At 54.3% G+C, this 19,181-nt stretch carries 21 protein-coding genes; 14 read left to right on the top strand and 7 right to left on the bottom strand.

What is annotated here, in order from left to right; translation table 11 throughout:
- The first annotated feature begins 255 nt into the window (after positions 1-255).
- Complete coding sequence (gene recO / locus CIK74_RS17615; RefSeq protein ID WP_096257722.1) at positions 256-1,005, top strand: DNA repair protein RecO; 750 nt, start codon at positions 256-258, stop codon at positions 1,003-1,005.
- Positions 1,002-1,808, top strand: coding sequence for an isoprenyl transferase (locus tag CIK74_RS17610; protein ID WP_096257721.1), 807 nt, complete (start codon positions 1,002-1,004; stop codon positions 1,806-1,808). Before recO ends, CIK74_RS17610 begins: the two co-directional genes overlap by 4 nt.
- Here the strand turns inward: CIK74_RS17610 and CIK74_RS17605 are convergent.
- Positions 1,805-2,842 carry an alpha/beta hydrolase gene (locus CIK74_RS17605; RefSeq protein WP_205738305.1) on the bottom strand — a complete coding sequence of 346 codons (1,038 nt, stop codon included), beginning with the start codon at positions 2,840-2,842 and terminating at the stop codon, positions 1,805-1,807. The genes CIK74_RS17610 and CIK74_RS17605 overlap by 4 nt on opposite strands.
- 61 nt (positions 2,843-2,903) lie before the next feature.
- Here CIK74_RS17605 and CIK74_RS17600 point away from each other — a divergent pair, with 61 nt between their 5' ends.
- Entirely contained in the window at positions 2,904-3,968 is a 1,065-nt protein-coding gene (locus CIK74_RS17600) for a quinone-dependent dihydroorotate dehydrogenase (protein WP_096257720.1), read from the top strand.
- A 362-nt stretch (positions 3,969-4,330) separates the two neighbouring features.
- Here the strand turns inward: CIK74_RS17600 and CIK74_RS17595 are convergent, their stop codons facing one another.
- On the bottom strand, positions 4,331-4,924 hold the full coding sequence (locus CIK74_RS17595; RefSeq protein ID WP_096257719.1) for a DUF3043 domain-containing protein: 594 nt from the start codon (positions 4,922-4,924) through the stop codon (positions 4,331-4,333).
- Positions 4,925-4,993: 69 nt separating this feature from the next.
- Here CIK74_RS17595 and CIK74_RS17590 point away from each other — a divergent pair, with 69 nt between their 5' ends.
- From CIK74_RS17590 to CIK74_RS17565, 6 genes are all read left to right on the top strand, one after another.
- Positions 4,994-6,403, top strand: coding sequence for a dipeptidase (locus CIK74_RS17590; RefSeq protein WP_096257718.1), 1,410 nt, complete (start codon positions 4,994-4,996; stop codon positions 6,401-6,403).
- Positions 6,404-6,537: 134 nt separating this feature from the next.
- On the top strand, positions 6,538-6,912 hold the full coding sequence (locus tag CIK74_RS17585; protein WP_096257717.1) for an iron-sulfur cluster assembly accessory protein: 375 nt from the start codon (positions 6,538-6,540) through the stop codon (positions 6,910-6,912).
- Between the two features lie 213 nt (positions 6,913-7,125).
- A complete protein-coding gene (coxB, locus tag CIK74_RS17580; protein ID WP_096257716.1) occupies positions 7,126-8,016 on the top strand; it encodes a cytochrome c oxidase subunit II in 891 nt (296 codons plus the stop codon).
- Between the two features lie 5 nt (positions 8,017-8,021).
- Positions 8,022-9,740: a cytochrome c oxidase subunit I gene (ctaD, locus tag CIK74_RS17575; protein ID WP_096257715.1), complete on the top strand. Its 1,719-nt coding sequence runs from the start codon at positions 8,022-8,024 to the stop codon at positions 9,738-9,740.
- Between the two features lie 2 nt (positions 9,741-9,742).
- Positions 9,743-10,144 (top strand): cytochrome c oxidase subunit 4, encoded by a 402-nt coding sequence (locus CIK74_RS17570; RefSeq protein ID WP_096257714.1) that lies wholly within the window; start codon positions 9,743-9,745, stop codon positions 10,142-10,144.
- Between the two features lie 85 nt (positions 10,145-10,229).
- Complete coding sequence (locus CIK74_RS17565; RefSeq protein WP_096257713.1) at positions 10,230-11,012, top strand: GntR family transcriptional regulator; 783 nt, start codon at positions 10,230-10,232, stop codon at positions 11,010-11,012.
- Between the two features lie 128 nt (positions 11,013-11,140).
- Here the strand turns inward: CIK74_RS17565 and CIK74_RS19110 are convergent, their stop codons facing one another.
- Positions 11,141-11,572, bottom strand: coding sequence for a hypothetical protein (locus CIK74_RS19110; protein ID WP_240520583.1), 432 nt, complete (start codon positions 11,570-11,572; stop codon positions 11,141-11,143).
- A gap of 414 nt (positions 11,573-11,986) precedes the next feature.
- Between CIK74_RS19110 and CIK74_RS18600 the strand changes: the two genes are divergently transcribed.
- Positions 11,987-12,481, top strand: coding sequence for a hypothetical protein (locus tag CIK74_RS18600; RefSeq protein ID WP_141392997.1), 495 nt, complete (start codon positions 11,987-11,989; stop codon positions 12,479-12,481).
- Positions 12,482-12,711: 230 nt separating this feature from the next.
- Positions 12,712-13,032 carry a metalloregulator ArsR/SmtB family transcription factor gene (locus tag CIK74_RS17550; RefSeq protein ID WP_240520582.1) on the top strand — a complete coding sequence of 107 codons (321 nt, stop codon included), beginning with the start codon at positions 12,712-12,714 and terminating at the stop codon, positions 13,030-13,032.
- A gap of 1,454 nt (positions 13,033-14,486) precedes the next feature.
- On the opposite strand, the gene CIK74_RS17540 is transcribed toward CIK74_RS17550, so the two are convergent.
- Complete coding sequence (locus tag CIK74_RS17540; RefSeq protein WP_240520581.1) at positions 14,487-15,227, bottom strand: SDR family NAD(P)-dependent oxidoreductase; 741 nt, start codon at positions 15,225-15,227, stop codon at positions 14,487-14,489.
- A 119-nt stretch (positions 15,228-15,346) separates the two neighbouring features.
- Here CIK74_RS17540 and CIK74_RS17535 point away from each other — a divergent pair, with 119 nt between their 5' ends.
- The 3 genes from CIK74_RS17535 (at position 15,347) to CIK74_RS17525 (ending at position 16,970) form a co-directional block, all read left to right on the top strand.
- On the top strand, positions 15,347-15,751 hold the full coding sequence (locus CIK74_RS17535; RefSeq protein WP_096257709.1) for a helix-turn-helix domain-containing protein: 405 nt from the start codon (positions 15,347-15,349) through the stop codon (positions 15,749-15,751).
- A gap of 367 nt (positions 15,752-16,118) precedes the next feature.
- A complete protein-coding gene (locus CIK74_RS17530) occupies positions 16,119-16,463 on the top strand; it encodes a hypothetical protein (RefSeq protein ID WP_096257708.1) in 345 nt (114 codons plus the stop codon).
- Between the two features lie 24 nt (positions 16,464-16,487).
- Positions 16,488-16,970 carry a hypothetical protein gene (locus CIK74_RS17525; RefSeq protein ID WP_141392996.1) on the top strand — a complete coding sequence of 161 codons (483 nt, stop codon included), beginning with the start codon at positions 16,488-16,490 and terminating at the stop codon, positions 16,968-16,970.
- 604 nt (positions 16,971-17,574) lie between these two features.
- Here CIK74_RS17525 and CIK74_RS17515 read toward each other — a convergent pair.
- The 3 genes from CIK74_RS17515 to CIK74_RS17505 form a co-directional block, all read right to left on the bottom strand.
- Positions 17,575-17,991, bottom strand: a complete 417-nt coding sequence (locus tag CIK74_RS17515; protein WP_096257705.1) for a hypothetical protein — start codon at positions 17,989-17,991, stop codon at positions 17,575-17,577.
- A 282-nt stretch (positions 17,992-18,273) separates the two neighbouring features.
- Positions 18,274-18,489 (bottom strand): hypothetical protein, encoded by a 216-nt coding sequence (locus tag CIK74_RS17510; protein WP_096257704.1) that lies wholly within the window; start codon positions 18,487-18,489, stop codon positions 18,274-18,276.
- A 292-nt stretch (positions 18,490-18,781) separates the two neighbouring features.
- The coding region (locus tag CIK74_RS17505; protein WP_205738304.1) for a hypothetical protein at positions 18,782-19,181 on the bottom strand (400 nt) is incomplete at its 5' end.

Raw genomic sequence — 19,181 nt, 5'->3', positions numbered from 1 at the left:
TTTTCCGCTGACGCGAAAGAGAGCCACGATCCCTTTAGTTCGCCTCTGCGCTCGAGAACGATCAGGATGAGGAACAGACCGACAGCCGTCAAAAAGTTCCATGGGGTTGGTGACTGGCGAAGCCAACCATCCGGCACCTGGTTGCGTGCGAGAAATACCCGGCGTGGACTCCGACGTAGCCACTGGCAGCGCTGAGCGAAGGATCCACGGTGGTGAATTGCGATTTTTCCAGTTTCAAGTGGGAGAATTGAAGACGTGTCACGTTCCGGCTTTGCTTCACGCAGTTACCACACCCGTGGGTTAGTGCTGCGTACCCATAAACTGGGCGAAGCAGATCGCATCATCACCCTGATCACTCCCAAGGGACTGGTACGGGCGGTGGCCAAGGGCGTGCGCCGCACTTCATCGCGGCTCGGCGCCACCTTGGAACCATTTATGGAAGTTGACGCGCTGATCGTGATGGGGCGAAATCTTGATGTCGTCTCGCAGGCTCAGCTACGCCATCCTTATGGGCAACAGCTAGTGAGCGACTACACGAGTTATACGGTGGGTACGGCGATGGTTGAAATTGCCGAGAGACTGCTCGAAGCCGATGCGGATTCCACCGGCAAACAGTACTTGCTGCTTCATGGTGCTATCGCGCTGTTGTCAAAACATCGGGTTGATTCCGGAGCAGTCCTTGACTCCTACATTCTCCGGGCGCTTTCTATTGCTGGTTGGGCTCCGTCATTTACCCACTGTGTTAAGTGTGGGAAGCCTGGTCCGCACGAAGCTTTGCACGTCCAGTTGGGCGGAGTGGTGTGTGCCGACTGCCGGCCTCCGGGATCTTTGGCACCCCATCCGATTACCCTTGGTTACCTACAGGCGTTACTCACCGGCGACTGGGACTCGGTGGCTGAAGCCGGACCGCGAGCCAAAAAACAGGCAGCCGACATTGTTGCCAATTACCTGCAGTGGCACCTGGAGCGTGCCGTGAAATCGCTGAAACACGTGGAGAGAACATGAGCAAGCTTCGCCCGATTACCGGCCGACCTGGTCCAGCCAAGCCTTACCCGCACCCGGATAACCCGGTGATGCCCAGCATCCCCGCAGCCTTAGTGCCTGAGCATGTAGCGATCGTTATGGACGGCAACGGACGTTGGGCCAATCAGCGCGGATTGCCTCGCACCGAGGGGCACCGGGCCGGCGAAGCTGCGCTGCTGGATGTGATGGCCGGAGCGGTGGAGCTGGGAATCAAGCATGTCTCCGTCTACGCCTTCTCCACCGAGAACTGGAAACGAAGCCCCGAGGAAGTACGTTTTCTGATGGGATTCTCACGAGACGTGCTGCGGCGCCAGCGCGATACGCTCAACTCGTGGGGAGTGCGAATTCGCTGGTCTGGTCGCGAACCGCGATTGTGGAAGTCGGTGATTAACGAGCTGCGAGCCGCCGAAGAACTGACAAAAGATAATCTCGGCTGCCAGCTGACCATGTGTGTCAACTATGGTGGGCGAGCCGAAATTGGTGATGCGATGTCAGCGATCGCGGCAGATGTTGCCGCCGGCAGGTTGAAGGCTTCCTCGGTAGGAGAGAAGACTTTGGGCAAGTACCTCTACGCGCCGGAACTGCCAGATGTAGATCTTTTCTTGCGTACCAGCGGCGAGCAGCGTACGAGTAATTTCCTGCTGTGGCAGTCAGCGTACGCAGAAATGGTGTTCCTTGACCAGCTGTGGCCCGATGTAGACCGTACTACGCTGTTTACCGCCGTACAGCAGTATGCACAACGCGATCGCCGCTACGGCGGAGCCGTAGACAAGCCAAAGAGCTAGCGCTTGCGCTGGAACATCTTCAGCCACAATGTGAGATCTCGATAGGCCGCGGCCCTGGTTGGTTCTGCAGAGGTGAACACGTCGTGCATGGCCCCAGGGATTTGTGACAGAGTGACAAAATTGCCCAGTTTGATGGCCCGCAAGCGGGTCTGCTGCACATCGATCACGGAGTCAGAGTTCTGCATAATGGGGGAGTAGTTGGTACTCAGATGCGACGCATTTGAACTGAGCACCAGAATTGGTTGGGATAGATCCAAGCCTTTGGCGACGAGGGCGTGCCCATCGAGGATGGTTTTCATCCAGGCGGTAGTTGGCTGGAATGCGTAGCGCGGCCGCCACAGCCGGTGGATGTCCCACTCGCCGACTCCTTGATCACTCAATGAATGCCAGTAGTGATCGCGTTCGGGCAGCACGAGTTTGCGCCGCCCGTTATTACGACCAATAGCTTCCAGGATCCCGTGCATGGGAACGCGTAAAAATGCAGTTCCTTGGAATTCCAGCCAGGGGGCATTGAGCACTAAAGCTTGGACACGGGCTGCGGTACGAGCTAACCAAAGGGTGAGGATCAGTCCGCCCTGGGAATGTCCTTGAGCAATGATCGGGAGATCTGGATGTGCTGCGCCGAGTAGCACCATGGAGGCGTCGAGTTCTTCGTCATACACTGCCAGGTCATCGACGTAACCTGGTATTTCATGCTCTGCGCGGAGGCTGCGCCCGTAACGACGTAGATCAAGCGCGTAGAAATGATAACCGCGAGCATCCCAAAATTCTGCAAGCTCCCGGTTGTAGAAATAGTCGCTCCACCCATGCAGGCTCAACACCACTCCGTTGTAGCGACGCGGCAGCAAGGTGCGCCAGCCCAGAGGCTTATAACGAACTAAGGTGCCGACGGCCGGGCCTTCATCATCAACACCGAAGTCCAAGGTCGTGTATTCGAATCCTTCACCTAATGGATCCGGGACCCATTGACCGGGTTCTGTGGTGTCGGTGAAATCCGGCCATTGCCCGCTGGATGAGTACGTTGAGCCCTTCATGTCTTGAAGCATACCGAGATCAAGTTGTCTGTTTGGGGATCTTCGCGGGAAACTATTAACCATGCGCATTTATCCTCTGGTCTTCAAGCATGTTTTCACCAAGATGGATCCTGAAAAGGCCCACTATTTTGCTTTTGATGCCATCAAGCTCGCGCAACGCGTGGGTTTGACCAAGGCAGTCCGAAAGTTTTTTGCCCCTGACCCCAAGCTTCGTCGTACCGTGATGGGGATTGATTTTCCTTCGCCGTTTGGTCTGGCGGCAGGGTTTGATAAAGGTGCCACCGGAATTTTGGCGCTCAGTGACATCGGGTTCGGACATGTGGAGATCGGTACCGTCACCGGTCAAGCCCAGCCGGGCAATGAGTTGCCTCGGCTATTCCGCTTGGTCGAAGACCGCGCAGTCATTAACCGCATGGGCTTTAACAATGAAGGCGCCGAAACCGTAGCGGCACGCGTTGCTACGGCACGCCAGCAGCTGAAGACCGACTACACCGGAACTCGCCCGGTAATCGGTGTGAATATTGGTAAAACTAAACTGGTGGAACTCGAAGATGCCATCGGCGACTACCTTGAATCGACCCGCCAGCTGGCAAACCATGCAGATTACCTAGTTGTTAATGTCTCCAGTCCCAACACCCCGGGCTTGCGGCTGTTGCAGAGTGTTGAGTCATTGCGTCCGCTGCTACGTGAAGTGGGAGCGCTGGCCGATCAAGTCGCCGGGCGTCACCTGCCATTGCTGGTGAAAATAGCACCCGACTTGAGCGACGAAGATGTTGCCGATGTTGCGAAATTGGCAACCGAGCTCAATTTGGACGGAATTATTGCCACCAATACGACTATTACGCGCGACGGTCTAACCAGTGACTCTGCACGAGTGGAAGAAATCGGTGCCGGTGGGCTCTCCGGAGCACCGTTAAAACGTCGTTCATTGCAGGTATTGCGCCAACTACGTGAGTTGGTTCCTGCCCAGATGACGTTGATTGCCGTTGGTGGCGTGGAAAATGCTGCCGACGTAAAGGCGCGCCTGGAGGCGGGCGCAGACTTGGTTCAGGGTTACACCGCCTTCCTCTATGAAGGTCCTTTTTGGGCTCGTGCGATTAATAAGGAACTTGCCCGCAGCCTGTAGGGCAGCACCGTGGAAATAAACGATCCCCTGAAACTTGGTTTCAGGGGATCAGTCGTTTAACCGGCTAATCGTTGCCGGGGGAGAAACAAAACGCCTAATGGACGCGGTGAGCCGATGTGGTGGGACGATCGTGGCACCAGATCAAATCCTTGTAGGCGCTGCATTGGACCTTGTATCTCGCATTACAAAGGAATTCAGTACGTACAGGGAAGGCATCAAAACATAAATATTTTAAACCTTGTGAAGACAAATACAAATCTATAACATTGTGTAGAAGACTACTGGTTAATGCCCACTGCGTTTTCGAGCATTAAGAAGGGCGGACCCGCTGGGGTCCGCCCTAGACGATTTGGACTGCGAGACTAGTCGATATTTGCGCCGCGCTTAACCTGCGGCTTAGGAAGACGTAGCTTGCGGAACTGCATTCCGCGCATTGCTGCATACATGCGTAGTCCACGGTCCATCGACCCGAACTTGGCGACCAATCGACGCTTGAGCAGTATCGTGGTCACAATCAGTTCGATGATCACCAGAGCGATAACGACCCAGAGTGCACCCTGGACGTACATTTGCACGCTGAGATTCTGGTTGAAAGTCAGTGACAAGATCAAGAAAGCGAAGATCACGAACATCATGAATTCACTGAACATCCAGCGGGAATCGATGAAGTTGCGGGCATAACGCTTCTGCGCGCCCTGATCACGTGGCATGAGGTAGCGCTCGTCGCCAGTTTCGTTAGCGATACGCAAACGATTCTGCGCTTCGATACGACGCTGGCGATCGGCTTCTTTCGCGGCCTTGCGATCGGTGGGCACCAGCGGACGCTGGCGGCTAGCCTGCTGTGCGCTGCGCTTCGGGGTCGGTCCGGTCTTGCGGCCGTCCGTTGTTTCAGGAGCCGAGGCTGTCGGCTCTACATTTGCGGGGGATTGAGAGTCATCTTTTTTACGTCCAAACACGCCCCTATCCTACCGGGTTGTTGGCCACCTAGTGACATTGGCAACCGCGGTCATTGCTAGGCTGAATACATGACAATTAATTCTCCAGTCGACAGCTCAAACCATGGCGTCGATGTTACTGCCCTAAAAAGTCATGTCGAGAAGAACTTTGAGAAGATCCTCGAAGAGCTCAGCTCACTGGTCGCCATTCCCGGCGTTGCTTGGGAATCATTTGATCCGGCAAATCTGGAACAGAGCGCCGAAGCTGTAGCCGCTCTTGCCCGCGATGCCGGAATGGATTCCGTTGAAATTCTCCGTGAAGCAGACGATAACGGTGTCATGGGCGCCCCTGCGGTGGTTGCTCGCCGCAAGGCGGCCCCCGGCAAGCCGACCATTTTGCTCTACGCACATCATGACGTGCAGCCTCCGGGAAATGAGGAGGACTGGAACACCCCAGCCTTTGAAGCCACCCGAGTAGGGGAGCGGCTTTACGGCCGTGGGGCCGCTGATGACAAGGCCGGCATCATGGTTCATATTGCGTCATTGCGCGCGGTACTGGAGTCCGTGGCGGACTTCGGCGTGGGCGTTAGCTACTTCTTCGAAGGCGAAGAAGAAGCCGGCTCGCCATCCTTCCGGAACTTCCTCGAGGCGCATCAAGAGAAACTCGCTGCCGACGTGATCATCGTGGCCGATTCATCAAACTGGGCGGTGGGGACCCCCGCGCTGACAAGTTCGCTTCGCGGTATGGCCGCCGCAGAAATCACCGTCCGCTCCCTGGGGCACGCAGTGCACTCGGGCATGTTTGGTGGTCCGGTACTCGACGCTCCGATCCTTGCGGCAAAGCTAATCGCTTCGTTCCATGACGAAAATGGTTCCGTCGCTGTTCCAGGCCTGGTGGCCAATGACAGTGCAGAAGTCGACTTCGATGAGGCCGAGTTCCGTCGTGATAGTTCCGTGCTTGACTCGGTACAACTGGCAGGCACTGGAAAGATCACCGACCGTTTATGGAATAAACCAGCGCTGAGCGTCATTGGAATGGATATGCCCAGTGTTGATCGCTCGTCAAATACCCTAATTCCGCAGATGCGCTTTAAGGTCTCGATGCGTTTAGCACCGGGACAAGAGCCACAACAGGCACTGGCTGCGTTAGAAGCACACGTGAAATCGGTGGATCTACGCGGTGCCGAGGTTCAGTTTGTCGCCACCGAGGGTGGGAACGCCTACCAAGCAGATCTTGAAGCTTCGGCCAATGACACTGCGCGTTGGGCGCTCGAGCAGTCGTGGGGAGTTGAGCCGGTCAGCATGGGGTTAGGCGGATCTATTCCATTTATCGCCGACCTACTCGACGTATTTCCACAGGCGCAAATATTGGTCACCGGCGTGGAAGATCCTGATTCGCGAGCACACTCGGCTAACGAGTCGCTTCATATTGGGGACTTCCAGAAGGCGATTGTCGCCGAGGCCTTGCTTTTGGCACGGATTAACTCGACGGGACTATGAACCGCGTCATATGACGAGAAGATCAAAGAGCATTTTTGGTCCTCGCGACGTAGTATTGAATCAAGAAATGATGCCGTTTAGCCCGATGCACTTCGGGATGAGCGCGTCACATCAAACAGTATGGGAGGAAAATCATGACTGTAGCCGTTGACCAGACCACTGGTGACTCAACCGAGGTGCCAACCCACGAGGTGGAAATTTCCGACGTGGCTGCGCAGAAGGTACGTTCACTTCTTGAGCAGGAAGGTCGCGACGACCTTCGTTTGCGTATCGCCGTTCAGCCTGGCGGCTGCTCTGGCTTGATTTACCAGCTCTACTTCGATGAGCGCATGCTTGAGGGCGATCACGTACGCGATTTTGATGGCGTAGAAGTAGTTGTCGACAAGATGAGCGTGCCGTACCTCTCGGGCGCTTCGATCGATTTTGAAGACACGATTTCCAAGCAGGGGTTCACCATTGATAACCCTGCCGCATCCGGATCTTGTGCCTGCGGAGATTCCTTCCACTAGGCCACAAGGAACTAACGCCGCTGTTTAAACGTTGAAGAAATTTCTCGTTCAAACAGCGGCGTTTTTCGGTATTCTGGGGTCGAAGAGGGTAAGCTCTACAGTAAGTAGTAAAACTATGTTTCCCCTTCGTGAGCCACCTCACCGTGAACTCGTTTAACCGCGAGGTGACTTATGAAGACCACATTCTGCACCAACAAAGAGGAAGGGCCGTCTGTGAGTTCGCAATACCGAACCGGCAGTCGCGGATCTGCTAAAGCTAAAGTTATTGCTTTGGTCGGCGCCGGCGCATTGCTGCTGACGGGATGTACAGCGGAGGCTAAACGCGGGTGGCTCCCAAACGTGGAGCGCGACACCACGAACCACACTGGAGCAATCCAGGATCTATGGGTTCACTCCTGGATCGCCGTAATCATTATCGGTGTGATGACTTGGGGCCTGATGCTTTGGTGCGTCGTGGCTTACCGCCGTCGTAAGACCGATACTGGCTACCCGCGTCAGCTCAGCTACAACCTGCCATTGGAGATCTTCTACACGGCCATTCCTTTGGTCCTTGTTTTGGTCTTCTTTAGCTTCAATAACACCGTTGAGAAGTCAATCAACGCACCCGTAGATTCCGAGGTCGTCGTTGACGTCCGCGCGAAGCAGTGGTCGTGGGACTTCAACTACAACTACGAGGGCCAGAAGAAGTACTTCGCTGGCGAACAGGCTCACCTGAACACGGATGGCTCGGCAGGCGTTGAAGAAACATTGCCTACCCTGTACCTACCTGCAGGTAAGTCGGTAACTCTCGTGCTTAACAGCCGCGACGTTATCCACTCGTTCTGGGTTCCAGCATTCCTTCAGAAGCTGGACATGATCCCAGGCAAGACCAACTACATCTACCTGACTCCACAGGTTGAAGGTACCTACGCTGGTAAGTGCGCCGAGCTTTGCGGCGAGTACCACTCGGAGATGCTCTTCAACGTTGAGGTCGTCAACGACGCCGAGTTCAAGGCCCAGCTTGCCAAGATGGAAGATGGCCACATTGGCGAAGAATATGACCGCCAGCCCAACAAGGTTAACTCCGTTGTTGTGGAGCACGGCCATGAAGAGGGAGGAAAGTAGTCACTATGACAACGTTTGAATACGCTACCGACGACGTCAAGTCGATTGCCCCATCTGTCGTGCCGATCTCAAAGGGTCGCCTCTTCGTCGACTACATCACGACGACTGACCACAAGAAGATCGGGTACATGTACCTGATCACCTCGTTCATCATGTTCTGTATCGGTGGCGTCATGGCGCTGCTGATTCGTGCTGAGCTGTTCGAACCAGGTATGCAGATCCTGCAGACCAAGGAACAGTACAACCAGCTATTCACGATGCACGGCACCGTTATGCTTCTGATGTTCGCAACTCCGCTCTTCGCGGGTTTCGCCAACGTCATGATGCCCCTGCAAATCGGTTCCCCAGATGTGTCCTTCCCACGTCTAAACGCGTTGGCCTTCTGGTTCTTCTCCCTGGGTTCGACCATTGCACTCGCTGGCTACCTCACCCCTCAGGGTGCTGCTAGCTTCGGTTGGTTCGCTTACGCGCCACTGTCGAACACCACCTTCTCGCCGGGCATCGGCGGAGACCTCTGGGTCTTCGGTCTTGCACTGTCGGGCTTCGGTACCATTCTTGGCGCCGTCAACTTCATCACCACGATCATCTGCTTGCGCGCACCTGGTATGACCATGTGGCGTATGCCGATCTTCACCTGGAACATCTTGATCACCTCGATCTTGGTTCTCATGGCTTTCCCACCGCTAGCAGCAGCGCTGTTCGCACTGGGAGCCGACCGACGCTTCGGGGCGCATATATTCGACCCGGACAACGGTGGTGCGGTTCTGTGGCAGCACCTGTTCTGGTTCTTCGGTCACCCTGAGGTTTACATCATTGCGCTACCGTTCTTCGGTATTGTCTCTGAAATCTTCCCGGTCTTCAGCCGCAAGCCAATCTTCGGTTACAAGGGTCTGGTCTTCGCGACCATTTCCATTGCTGCGCTTTCGGTTTCCGTCTGGGCTCACCACATGTACGTGACCGGCTCGGTGATGTTGCCATTCTTCGGCTTCATGACGATGTTGATCGCTGTTCCAACTGGCGTGAAGTTCTTCAACTGGATCGGTACTCTATGGCGAGGTTCGATTACTTTCGAAACCCCAATGCTGTGGAGCATCGGCTTCATGATCACCTTCCTGTTCGGTGGCCTGACCGGTATTATCCTGTCGGCTCCGTCGCTTGACTTCCACGTTTCGGATACCTACTTCGTGGTTGCTCACTTCCACTACGTGGTCTTCGGTACCGTTGTGTTTGCAATGTTCGCCGGATTCTATTTCTGGTGGCCAAAGTGGACCGGCAAGATGCTCAACGAGCGTTTGGGCAAGATCCACTTCTGGCTCCTGTTCATCGGCTTCCACGGAACCTTCCTCATCCAGCACTGGTTGGGTGTTATGGGTATGCCACGTCGTTACGCTGACTACATGCCAGAAGATGGCTTCACCGCCATGAACCAGGTTTCGACCGTGTTCGCTTTCATCTTGGGCATGTCGATGATTCCGTTCTTCTGGAACGTTTGGGTTACTCACCGCAACGGCAAGATGGTTGAAGTTGACGATCCTTGGGGCTTCGGCGCATCGCTGGAGTGGGCAACTTCTTGCCCACCACCGCGTCACAACTTCCACTCGATTCCACGTATCCGTTCCGAGCGCCCAGCGCTTGATCTGCACCACCCAGAACTGAGTGGCCGCGCTACTCCTACTGCTGGTGCCGCAAAGATCTTCGGACCGGCTGACCAGAAGGACCTGTAAAGATGAAAGTTGAATCCTGGATCTTCCTGGGTGGAATCTTCTTCTTCACCCCTATCGCGGTTGTCTACGGTTACATGACTAACTGGACCGAATGGGTTGGCCTGTTAGCACTGCTAATGTTGGTTGGCTTGTCCGCAATGGTTGGCGGCTACCTGTACTTCACCGCAAAACGTGTTGGTCCTCGTCCAGAGGATCGCATTGATGGCGAAATCCACGAGAGCGCCGGCGATGTTGGACTGTTCGCACCGTGGAGCTGGTGGCCACTGGTTCTTGCCAGTGCCGCAGCAATCGGCTTCCTTGGCTTAGCCCTTGGATGGTGGGTTATGTTCATCGGTGTTGGACTGTGTGTTATCGGTCTTGTTGGCTGGGTTTACGAATACAGCCGCGGCGATCACGCTCACTAAGTAGTTCTCCTAGCGGGGTGACAAGTTTTTTACTTGTCACCCCGCTAGCATTTTAACTAGCACTACCGTGTCCAAGGAGATCAACATGCGCTACTCACCGACGCCACCGGTCACCGGCACGATCGATGCCCAGAGCAAGACCAGTAAGTACCGACAAATCCGCGACATCCTCAAAACGCACGCCCGTGAAGCTTGCAAGCCGGGATACAAGCTCCCACCAGAACGCGAACTTGCCACGCACTTCGGAGTGGCTCGGAAAACTATTCGGCAGGCCATTGACGCCTTGGTGGACCAACAGGTTCTCAAACGTGTGGTGGGTATTGGCACGTTCGTCGTTCCAGAGAAAATGGACCTGCGAGTTCGTCTGCACTCCTATTCCGAAGATATGATGCGTCGCGGCATGGTTCCAGACGCTCGCGTCCTCGAATTTGACGAGGTGAAAGCTTCCCCGTACCTCAGCACCCAACTTATGGTCGAGGAGGGAGCTGGCGTAGTCCGCTTTAAGCGCTTGCTACTTGCCGACGGCACACCGATGAGCTTGGATGAAAACTACATGCCTGCGGACCTGGTACCCGGCTTCGTTGACGGACCACCACCCTCGAAGCTGTACCAGGCGCTCCACGAGCGTTACGGCATTCTCCTTGAATGGGGCGAAGACCAGGTGGAAAGTACGGCCGCCAGTAGTGCACAAGCTTTGCTGCTGGGTGTCGAGCAGGGGTTTCCGCTCCTGCAGATCACTCGCTATGCGTATATTGGCGAACGCCTGGCCGACTACTCAGTCTCGCTGTACCGTTCGGACCGCTACAAGCTCTTCGTCCCGCTTCAACGGCTCGGAACGCGCACTCCACGATATACAGAGAATTTCTAGCCTTAGAAGCGGTCCTGCAGTGCGCCAGTAATACTAGGGCTGATTTGGTCATCAATGAGCTTTGGCGTTCATTACGGACCTTGAGCGCCGGTGTTCAGGTGCAAGAGGTATTCGGGGGACCGTTCCCGCTAGTTTACGTCGCACCAGCGGGGTGTTAAATGTAGTTTGACCCCGGCCTTGGGGGCCAGCGGTACAGCGGTTGGCGCTAAGCCTGTACTCGCGGTCCGGGTCTGCGCTTCATCCGGTGCAAGAGTCTCTGCACTCCTTGGCGCATCAGTGACCACTGGCTTTGGCCAATCAGGCGTTCGGGCGCAGGCGGCGGTAGAGCGTCGAACGACTCCACCCGACCAAACATGCGGCTTCTTCGACGGTGCGTCTCTTTGTGCGAGTTTGTCCGCGATCGCTGTCGGGTCGGAGAACGGCCGTAGCTTCCTCATCCCGGGCCGCTCGATTGCACTGCGGCTGACGGAAGTCATGTCGGCGAACACATCGCGTTTTTGCACCCCCGCGGCAACCAGAGCATCAAGTTGCAAGGCGGCGTCTTGGCTCGAAGTGCTCACTTGTGTGTATCCCAAATATCTCACTTGCTCAGTTTGACTCAGAACCCCTAGGCAACAAGTTGCTAAGACGCTTTACGATGGGACGACTTTACGAGACAAAACTTGGCCTTATTATCCAAGTAATTGAAGCGACAAGTTTGATCTCAGGGAAGTGTCTCAAAAAGCATTAGGTTATTGGGACAAACGGAGCTGCGCAATCCACAGTCACCTGGACGCAATGTAGAACTGCCACTTAAGCGCCAGGTGACGATAACCGCCACGCATGCAGGATTAAAATTTCCGATGCCTCTTTGAATGCGTGAATTTAGTTGAGGGTGGTGCTCAATGTCGAGAATTGAATTGAGATGGGAAGACTGTCCGCAAAAATACATTCGAAGAGTTTGCTTTTATCTGAGCAAAGGATAATCTTTCCTCATGAAAAAAAGCATCTTTGGAGCAGCTTCAGGAATAGCAATTGCCATTCTTTTATTGAGCGCCTGCACCAGTAGCTCCACTTCGGAGACTGCTGCGCCGGTAACAACTCCGGACAATTCGTCCACGTCACCCAGTTCAACTGTCTTGGATTCAGCAGGGGTCTATAAGAGACATTCGGAATCTATTCAGCGCCTCTCTGCGGGAAATCAAATACTGAGCGAGGTGGAAGGTAACGGATCAGTTCAACTAACCATCGGAGAAGTACCTGACGGATTTGATTCGGTCGGATTCATCGTCTCCTGCGAAGGCTCATCGTCTTGGGACATCGCATTAAGTAGCGAAACTAATATTGGGGGCAGTGACTGTGGAGACGATGCCGCTGCCGAAACTAGCCTTTCCATCCTGCGTAAAGAGCTAGATAACCAAGAAGTGCGCCTCGAGCTCCGCGAGAAAGTCAAAGTTTGGGCCACGGTCTTTGCTACTAATGAGCAATAACGTTTAAGGGTTACGATTCTCATCTCTAAAAGACGCACATCGGAGTAAAGGGCGCGGTTCAGAAATAATCACGCTCCCACTAGGGAACTTAGTTTTTAGAAATGCTGTCGAGGGTTTTTCGCTGAGCAGTCCTATGGCAAAGTCCTCTACGGGTCTTTACCGGTAGAAGAAGGTGAACCCAAATTTCATTATTTAGCATATGTGCTATATTGCTAAATATGATAGACGCAATGTCCGACGTATTCACTGCATTAGCTCATCCCACGCGACGGCAAATTCTGCAAGACCTCAAGGATGGCGAGCTAGCTGCCGGAGAGATTGCTTCACGCTTCCAAGCCACCGGGCCGACCATATCCCGCCACTTAGCTGTCTTACGCCATGCAGGACTCGTCACCGAACGGCGTGATGCCAACCGGATCTTGTACACCCTCGGTGAGGAACGCTTGGCACACTCTGTCGGAGACTTTCTCTCTACCGTTTGTCCGGAGCAGATCGTATTGCGTGAAGTGCGCAGACACAAAGATGGTCGCGTGAGCCAGGCGAAGACCTAAATGGCGTTTTCATCGCTCATTACACCTTGGTACAAGCGCACCTCAGCCCGATCTGGCTGGGGCCACGAACAACCGGGCTCAGTCGCTCCGACGTCGATTCTGGACTATGAAGCACCTGTTGTGGCAGGGCTGGTTGCCCGTTCACGTGAACTAGCGCCATCGCACGAAAATATTGAGGTGCTCAAGGCGGCGCACTCGATTATCAGCAATGAAATACGGGCTGTTTACGCCTTAGAAGAGAACACGCCTGCTTCGCGCACATTAATCCGCGGATATGGTTCTTGTAGTCAACGATTGGCGCTATTAGAAAGCGTTGCGCGTTCCCTCGGTGTATGCACTCGGGTGCGTATTTTGCTCATCGATCGATCTTTTTGGTATGCACGTTTTCCCCGCCTCGGCTTTGTCCTTCCAAATCGCATCTTGCTAGCCTGGCCCGAGTTCAATATCGATGGCTGGCACCCCGTGTCCGAGTTGTTCGGACCAATTGGCTGTCGAGGAGGGTCCCCTTTCGTGAATCAAGGCTCCGAAACGCTTTTCGAGGCCGTAGGGCGCTGCGCGGTCAATTGGGACGGCCGGAGTAGTAGCGATCCATATGACCTTTCACGCTTTGTCCGCGCCGACTGCGGCTACTTCACGGACAGAGATCAGGCCTTTCAGCAACTTGGTCAAACTCTGTGCGCACCGTCACGCCTTATCGCAGACCCCGTACTGCGTCGAATTGAAGCCTAGAGCTGTTCTTCGCGTCCACAAATGCGCTCGGCATTGCTTTTACAATTACCGAGACCACCTGCGAGGGTAGCTCCGCTAGCGTGTAATTCTAGTCTTGCGCGCCCTTGAAACAGAGGTGCAGTGACAAGCGACATGAAGCGAAGCGTTCCATCGTTTAAGCATTAGAACACCGGCCGTCTCGGCCACCGTTCTTCTAGCGGAACCCAACGAACCGCCATTTAGAATTGCACTTTAGCCGCCAAATAATGTCAACAGTCACAGTATGTTTTTCCGAAATATCGATGTCACGTAAACGACCGTTTTTGGTGTCTGTATAAGGTCCCTTCACCGGGCGTTTTCTCGGGCGGGGTATATGGGAATCTGAAATCTTTGGAAACTCGGAGTTTCGAAAATTTACCAAGTCAACGGATCGAGTGTCCCGTATAAAGACTGTCTTACGGGATGGTTTTAGATGCTAATCCGGACAGGCCCCTATCGGGACGACGCCATTGACTCGGTACAAAAAGAAATGCTCTATCTGGTTCATATGCGGGAGGGCCCAATCGATCTCGTTCCGCTGTTGCTTGACGCGATTCGATCGGCCACCGACGGGTCGCCTGAGAGAGAGTTTTGCTCACGCCTCATGAAACCTGGATCCGCTTCCCGCGGCGCACCACCAAGCCCGACCACACTCTCACCTGATCGAACTCGACGGTGTTGTCCACTTACTTATACGTTGCTGCTGTTCATACCGCTACGACAAGCTCTGGGTAGGCCTGCTCGACGGCACGGCGCTGGACATACATGTCCCAGTAGAGTCCAGCGAGAGTATCGGGGTGAACTGTCGGGAACGTGGTGGCAGCCTCGGCGTCACCGGGGAATCCCTGGTCGGCGAGGGAGTCGCCACTTGTAATGAGGGCTCCGATGGTGAGGGTACCTGCGTAGACCCCGGTGCCTTCAAGCTCACCATTGAGGGAATAGAGATAGTTGCGCATGGCAGCCATGGCCGGTCCGACACCGCTGAGGAAGGGAATCCCTGTTGCGGAGGAAGACCCATGGGTTACAAGGATCGCACCGTTGCCACGTTCGATGAGCTCGGGGAGGACCTGACGAACGATTTCCACGGGGGTGAGCAGGAACAGGCGCACATATTTTTCCAGAGCTACAACATCTAGCTGTGCCGCGGGGACAAACCCTTGGTCGGCTGCGCTGGCCGGACCATATTCAATGACGTCGATACGGCCGAAACGCTCACGGATGCCGGCAATCAAGGCGGGAACCCGCGCAGGGTTGGAGAGGTCGGCAGTGAACGGAACCGCTTCGATACCGTCGGCCTTCAACAACTCGGCGAACTCGAGAAGTGGCTCTTGGCGCCGTCCGACCAGGGCCACCCGGAAACCTTCACGGCCGAAGCGGCGGGCCACCGACGCTCCAAGGCCGGGGCCGGCCCCGAAGATAACAATGACGGGCGAGATGTTAGATGACATATATATACTCCGAAGGACAGTGACGCGTTCACCGTTGTGAACACATTAGGTAGAAGGATGCCAGGCATCGAAATATTCCAAACTTACGGTACCCACTATTTAGTAAGTACTATGAGGGTATGCCTCAAACAGGAGAAAAACCTCACCAGTCCATGCTGTCAGTCCCGGCTGACTGCGCCACCCGTGCTGTTCTGGGTCATGTGACGAACAAGTGGGGCACGTTGATCCTGCTCGCCTTGTGGGGCGGTACGCTTCGGTGGAATGAGCTCAGGCGCGCCTTGGACGGTGTCAGTGAGAAGATGCTGTCCCAGTGCCTGCAATCCTTGATTTCCGACGGCTTCATACTGCGTGAACAGAAGCCGACCATGCCACCGCATGTAGAGTACTCGCTGACCAAAGTAGGACGAGAAATCACGGAACTCCTCGTCCCGCTCTTTGAACGTATCGCCTTCCATACCGGGGAACTGACAGAGCTCACCCCGCCGACCGAAAACTCCCCAAGTCCGCATCACACCAATGATTGACGTCTAATTCGATGGCTCCCTTATAGCAATCAGAGAACGCCCGCTGATGGAAGAATACGACCGAACATAGGCAAGGACGCCATGTGCGGAAAAGCTTCTCAACCGGAGCCACCCGTCCCGTAGAGCGTTCCGCTAACGGGCTACACCTACAGGTGATCCAAACAGCGTAGTGAAAATCTTGGGGTTCGGATTAACACTTTATATCCTTGCGGTGCGCCTATTTGCAGAATGTTTCATCGGGACGAATCGTTATTGCTTCGATACGTGCATCGTCGTTTGAACGTCGTAATTCTTCGGCTGATGAGGATATGTTTTAAGTTGCAGATAGCATTTGCACTACCTGTAACTTTCAACATTCTGAGGACAAATGAAAAAGACTCTCTCGGCGACTATCGCCATTGTTAGCGCTTCACTTCTCGCGGGCACGATTTTCGTAGCACCTGCAATGGCAGCGCCGACTCAACTTGCTCCTTCTCCCGCCGAGCTTTCTAAACTTTTTGGAGCTCAAGAGTGGCCTAGTTTCGAAGAAATTTCGAAAAACCTCAGCAGTGCTGAACTAGAGCTCATCGAGTCCGGTGTACCAGCGATCATTTACCAGGAGGTTGAAACTGGGGAAATCATCACGGTCGAAAAATGGGTTCAGAGCAGAACCGACTTTGCACATCAGTCCCCATGGTTCGTTGCCACGGAACAACCAATTAACGGCTTATAATGATGGATCCGTGTAAGGGTGCGTGTGAAAGTTCCAAAGATAGCGAACGATAGAACTGCTTCGCCTTGGTGGGCGAAACTATTGGGCGTGGTCATCTTTGCGGTAACAGTTGGATCTTATACTCCGTCAATGCTGAGTGGCTCCACGCAGCCTATTCTTATTGCCTTCGTAGTGATTGGAACCTACGTCTCCATTGGGGTGATCGTTTCATTCAGCTTTATAGGCGTGAAGGACAAGCACGTTTCTCTTGGGTTGTTCCCTTTTGGGGTGAGACGCTTTTCCTATCCGAAGATTTCAAAGGTCGAATATGTTGAGCATGTGGACACTTCGGATTATCTCGGCGGTGGGTGGAAGCTGGGGCAGGACCGTTCCACTGTCATCTTATGGAAATCCGGTCCAGCGTTAAAGATTGAACTGACGAGCGGAAAAAGATACATAGTTCAAAGTGATGGAGCCGCGATGCTGGTTGAAGCAACAAAGAAAAAGATCGCCACGAGTGGCTCGTGAAAACATCAGCGGTATGAAGAACCTCATGGGGTTCCCCGCTACGGGACGGACTTTGACTTGATTCCGTCGGCAAGCTGAAATCCAGTTGCTATCTGGTTCCGCTCGCCCTTAGCGTACGATTTTTCCGTTTTCCGCGGCGACCCCTAGGTGTCCCGCAGAGGGTTCCTCTACTGGGACCGGTCGAAACATCATTTAGGGCTAATACCAAACGCCAAATATTGATACCTCATCGGTCTAGTCGGCATTGGGGTTGTTTCCGAATAAACGTACAAGAGCTGTTTTTCGCGGAGCGCCGAACGGTTTCTCGGGCTCGGAGTCTAATTCTGCGAACAGTTCGAAGGGCCGCCCATTGGCGTGCTCCTCCACCCAACGGAGTGCCTCTGACACATCCTGCACCTCAACCAGCACAAAAGCATCTAAGTTCCATCCGTATCCAGCACGAGGTTGTTCCCAAAAATTGACTCGATAGCAGGGCGAATCATTCGAGTCGCGTGGTTCAGCGTGAACTGTTTCTATGGCGCGCATGGGACCAATATACAAGCATGCATCAGTACGCTATTGGGTAATCCTGTCGCCCTAGTTGCCTTCGACCACGGATACTTTTCTACAGATAGGGAACCACACAGTGGTTTCTACCTAAGCGCCATTCCAGGCCATCCACATCGATTATGACGAGAGGAATAAGATCCTTTCGAAACATGCGTCTGCGCTGTTCGATATGAGCTCCTCCTTCAAGATAGACGCGGGTAGCAATGCACAGTCTTCGAAGGTCATCTTCTTTATCCTCTTTCACGTCCCCATAGTCGAACATAGTTGCACCTACCATCAACTCGGGAATCCAGACATCCACCCACTCATAAGTGGCCCGGAAAATAGCTGTGCGTTCAGTTCCTAACGTGGAATCCACTCGGACAACGTGCAGATACCCGTCGTCTAGAGAATCCTCGGGTTTTACGATGAAATTCTGATTAAAGGTTTGAGCAGTAATTCGGTAGAGCATGGTTTGGATGTCAATGGTCACGCTCAAAGCCTCTCACGCAATGCGTACGATTCTTTACCTTGCAAAAACCGGAATCGATACTTTCCAGAACCGATCGTATTTGGTGTCCCAGTCAAGGTTCCCTTTCGGGTAGGCGACCGCAGCGCAGCGGTCGTTGGACACCATCGTGGCCGTCTTCGGAAATGGTAGGGGTGCTTTCTGGTTCAGCGGGAATGATTTTTCAGGGTGTCGTTGACTAGCTTCTCGGCTCCGAGCCGTTCTCTGGCGTGGGGATGGCTCGAAGCCGGGCGTCAAAGATGCGGATCAGCCCTTCCACGAACTCACCTTCGGGGTTTCCTTCGTCAAGTCCGCCAGACTCGGGGGCGTAGATGATCGCGGTGCCGGACTCGTCGAGTTTGCAGTCAATGTCAACAGCCCGGAAGAGGCATAGATCTTGGCCATTGCCTCGCGGCCAGACACGTCACGCAGTCTGGGAACGATTATGGTGATTTCTTCGGAAACGTGGTCTTCGCTCTGCATCGGGGCTCCTCGCAAGCAACTCAGAAATAGGGGCTCTCTGCCACACCTTTTGGGACAGCATACTTCTGAAGGATATCGGGACGCCTGGAGCATTGGTTGGCACGAAGCGCCGCACTGCGCTGGCAAGGCCCTGCCACACCGAGGATCATCCGAACCGTCTCACTCAGCGTTCCTCCTAACTGGCCGACTTACCGGTCACCCGATATTCTATTAGGGCAACTCTTTTACGTAACCCCGCCGAAACTCAGGGGAGTCGCTTTACGTTTATTCCTCACGGAGTACCTGTAATTGCTCAGCTGGCATTGGAATCGGCTTCTGCGATGGCGGCTAGAACTGAATCTTCCACACTCAACATCACGCAGTTGTCCCGATGGTTGAAGAGGTGTGTAGTAATTGTCCGACCATTTGCCTCCCAGATGCAGGGTGGCGTCTCTTCGTTGTCCCATGGACGATTCGGTTCGCCGAAGAATTCGGTGAGTTGCATCCTTAGTTTGATGAACCCGCTTTGAGCAGCTGGATCGGCTGATTCTTGAGTGCCGTAGAGGTGGACGGACACACCTAGAAACTCATTGTTATAGGTGCCCCACGAACCCGGTATTTTTCCGTCGAGGCCGATATCCAGCCCAGTCATCTGGTGGGGAGATGCATTGGTCTTTAGCTCGTGCCGGCTCACTGATTTGATTCCGAGCTGT

This window comes from Glutamicibacter sp. BW77 (genome assembly GCF_002332285.1).
Lineage (GTDB): Bacteria > Actinomycetota > Actinomycetes > Actinomycetales > Micrococcaceae > Glutamicibacter > Glutamicibacter bergerei.
The sequence above is the reverse complement of the archived record's forward strand: the minus strand, read 5'-3'. Positions and strand labels throughout refer to the sequence as shown.